The sequence below is a fragment of the Sphaerisporangium sp. TRM90804 genome (assembly GCF_029846175.1).
In the GTDB taxonomy this organism is placed as follows: domain Bacteria; phylum Actinomycetota; class Actinomycetes; order Streptosporangiales; family Streptosporangiaceae; genus Sphaerisporangium.
Map to the genome: position 1 here is coordinate 1 of NZ_JARWAC010000055.1, position 3,952 is coordinate 3,952.

The 3,952-nt window shown below is 73.5% G+C and carries 2 protein-coding genes; both read right to left on the bottom strand.

Annotated features, from left to right (window positions below):
• The coding region (locus PYR91_RS36175; RefSeq protein ID WP_279787505.1) for a condensation domain-containing protein at positions 1-1,288 on the bottom strand (1,288 nt) is incomplete at its 3' end.
• The coding region (locus tag PYR91_RS36180) for an amino acid adenylation domain-containing protein (protein ID WP_279787507.1) at positions 1,285-3,952 on the bottom strand (2,668 nt) is incomplete at its 5' end. The genes PYR91_RS36180 and PYR91_RS36175, both read right to left, overlap by 4 nt.

The following is a 3,952-nucleotide window of genomic DNA, read 5'->3' on the forward strand; positions in this document are numbered from 1 at the left end:
CAGCCACCACCCCCACCAACAACCGCTCCAACCGCCCCACCAAACCCCCCACCGTCTCCGCATCGAACAGATCGGTGTCGTACTCCACGAACCCCACGAGCCCGCCGTCGCCGTCTTCGAGGGGGTTCTCGGTGAAGTTCCAGTAGAGGTCCATGCGGGCGGTTCCGGTGGTCACCCACTCGGGGGTGATCTCCAGGTCTCCCCCCGCGACCACGCCCGCGGCCGCGTTCTGCAGGGCGAGGATGACCTGGAACAGCGGCTGGTGGGCTGCGGAGCGTGCGGGGTTGAGCACCTCGACCAGGTGCTCGAACGGCACGTCCTGGTTGTCGTACGCCTCCAGGGCGGTCTCGCGCACCTGCTTGAGCAGGTCGGCGAAGCTGGGGTCGCCGGAGGTGTCGACCCGCATCACCAGGGTGTTGACGAAGAACCCGACCAGCTCGTTGAGAGCCCGATCGGTGCGGCCGGCGATGGGGGCGCCGATGGGGATGTCGGTGCCGGCGCCGAGGCGGGTCAGCAGCGCGGCGAGGCCGGCCTGCAGCACCATGAACAGGCTGGTTCCCGTCTCCTTGGCCAGCCGGGTGAGGCCCTGGTGCAGGTCGGCGTCCCAGGAGAAGGGCAGCACGTCGCCGCGGCCGGACGCCACGCCGGGGCGGGGGCGGTCGGTGGGAAGCTGGATCTGCTCGGGCAGCCCGGCCAACTGATCACGCCAGTACGCCGTCTGCCGGGCGATCACACTGCCCGGGTCCGCCGAGTCACCCAGCAGCTCACGCTGCCACAACGTGTAGTCCACGTACTGCACCGGCAACTCCGGCAACCGCGCCGTTCCGCCCGACCGCCGGGCCTCGTAACAGGCCATCAGGTCACGCGACAACGGCGCCGCCGACCACCCGTCACACACGATGTGATGCATCAGCAGCATGAGCACGTGGTCACGCGGGCCCACCACGAACAGATGCGCCCGCACCAGCGGCTCACCGCCGAGGTCGAACCGGTACCGGGCGGCGCGCTCCAGGGCCCGCGGCAGCTCCTCGCGCAGAGGCAGCACCTCCAGGGCCGGCTTCGCCTCGTCGGGGGAGAGGATGACCTGGTGCGGCTCGCCCTCGTGCTCGGGGAACACCGTGCGCAGCGCCTCGTGCCGGGCCACCACGTCCCCCAGCGCCGCCCGCAGCGCATCGACGTCCAGGTCGCCGCGCAGGCGCAGTGCCCAGGGCACGTTGTAGGTCGCGCTCGGGCCCTCCAGCCGGTCGAGGAACCACAGCCGCCGCTGGGCGAAGGAGAGGGGGATCATGGCCGCGGGGCTCCTTCCGGACGGGGGCGGCGCACCAGGGCCGGCCTCGTCTCGACGGGGGTGTCCAACCGGTCCGCCAGCTCGGCGACGGTGGGTGCTTCGAACAGGTGCCGGATGGGGAGCTCGGCGCGCAGTTCCTCCCGGATCTCGCTGATCAGCCGGGTGGCGAGCAGCGAGTGTCCGCCCAGGTCGAAGAACGAGTCGTCCACACCCACCCGCTCCACACCCAGCACCTCGGCGAACAACCGGCACAACACCTCCTCACGAGGCGTACGCGGACCACGCCCACCCCCGCCCTCCCACCGAGGAACCGGCAAAGCCGCACGATCCAACTTGCCGTTCGGCGTCAACGGCAACCGATCCACCACCACCACCGCGGCCGGAACCATGAACTCCGGCAGCCGCCCGCGCACGAACCCCCGCACCAGCTGCGGATCGCACTCGGCGCCGTCCCCGTCGCCCGGGGCCGGGACGACGTACGCCACCAGGCGCACGTCACCGCCCGGCGACCGCCAGGGCGCCACGACGGCCTGGGCCACGGCCGGATGGGCGGCCACCACGGCGGCGACCTCGCCCGGCTCCACCCGGAACCCGCGGATCTTCACCTGGTCGTCGGCACGCCCGAGGTACTCCAGCACCCCGTCGGCCCGCCACCGCACCACATCCCCCGTGCGATACATCCGCGACCCCGCAGGACCGAACGGATCAGCCACGAACCGCTCCGCCGTCAAACCGAACCGGCCCGCATACCCCCGGGCCACCCCCGTCCCCGCCACGTACAGCTCACCCGGCGCACCCGGCGGCACCAGCCCCAGCCCGCCGTCCAGCACGTAGACGCGGGTGTTGGCGATGGGGCCGCCGATGGGCGGGATGCCGGTCGAAGCAGCGAGGGGGCTGCTGGTGGTGGCGCAGACGGTGGTCTCGGTGGGGCCGTACGCGTTGAGCATGCGGACGCGGGCGGCGTACCGGTCGACGAGTTCGGGCGGGCACGCCTCGCCCGCCGCCACGACGCACCGCAGGTCGGGGAAGGGCCGCTCGGGCAGTGAGGCGAGCACGGCGGGCGGCACGACCATGTGGGTGACCCCCGTGCGTGCGACGAGGTCCGCCAGGTCCTCGCCCGCGGCGCGGTCCTCCGGGGGCAGCACGAGCGCGGCGCCGCTGAGCAGGGCCATCACCAGGTCGCCGACCGCCATGTCGAAGCCGGTGGCGGCGAACTGCAGGACGCGGTCGCCCTCGCGGACGCCGAACCGGCCGATCTGGTCCAGCGCGACGTTGACGAGGCCCGCGTGGGTGATGGTCACCCCCTTGGGGCGTCCGGACGAGCCGGAGGTGAAGATCACGTAGGCGGGCAGGCCTGGATGGAGGGGGCCGAAGCGCTCGTGCGAGGCGAGGTCGTGTTCCGGCTTGGCGGCGAGGGCGTCGGCCGTGTCCGGGTGGCCGATCAGAAGGCGGGGGACGGCGCGGGCCTCCGCGGCACCGGTGGCGTCCTTCTCGTCGGTGAGCACCAGCACCGGATCGGCGTCCGCCAGCATCTGCTCCACGCGCGAGGCCGGGGTGGCCGGGTCGACCGCGAGGCACGCGCCGCCCGCCTTCAGGACGGCCAGGACGCCGACGACCAGGTCGACCGAGCGGGGCAGCAGCAGCGCGACGACCCGCTCCGAGCCGGTCCCGTGGCCGGCGAGCACCCGCGCGAGCCGGTTGGCGCGGGCGTTGACCTCGGCGTAGGAGACGGGGGTGCCGTGGGCCGTGGCCGCCGTCGCGGCCGGCGTGCGCGCCGCCTGGGCCTCGAACAGCTCCACCAGCCCGGCCGGCGGGCGCGGGACGGCCGTGTCGTCGCCCGCGGCCAGGAGCCGGGCGCGTTCGGGCGCGGTGAGCAGCTCCATGGCGCCGATGCGCTTGCCCGGGTGGGCGACGGCGTCGCGGAGCAGGCGAGCCCAGCGGTCGAGCAGGCCCGCGATGGTGGAGTGGTCGTACAGGTCGGTGCTGAACTCGACGGCGATGTCGAACCCGTCGGGGGTGCCGTCGGGGGTGCGCAGCTCGACGAGGCTGAGGAAGGCGTCCATCTTCGCCGTGCCGGTGTGCGGCACGCCGGCGGAGTCCACCGCGAGACCGGGTGCGCCGAGGTGTCCCTCCGGGGTGTTCTGCAGGGCCATCGACACCTGGAACAGCGGGTGGTGCGCCATGGAGCGGATGGGGTTGAGCACCTCGACGAGGTGCTCGAACGGCACGTCCTGGTTGGCGTACGCCTCCAGCGCGGTCTCGCGCACGCGCGCCACCAGCTCGGCGAAGGTGGGCTCGCCGGAGGTGTCGGTCCGCAGCACCAGCGTGTTGACGAAGAAGCCGACCAGATCGTCCAAGGCCTCGTCGGTGCGCCCGGCGATGGGGGCGCCGATGGGGATGTCGGTGCCGCCGCCGAGCCGGCTCAGCAGCGCGGCGAGACCGGCCTGCAGCACCATGAACAGGCTGGCGTTCAGCTCGCGTGCCAGGCCGAGGAGGCCGCCGTGCAGCTCCGCGTCCCACCGGAAGGTGGCCAGGTCGCCGCGGTGGGTGGCCACGGCCGGGCGCGGCCGGTCGGCCGGGAGCGTGACCTCTGCGGGGAGTGCGGCCAGTTGGCGGGTCCAGTACCCGAGCTGGCGGGCAAGGCGGCTGTCGGGCCGGTCCTGC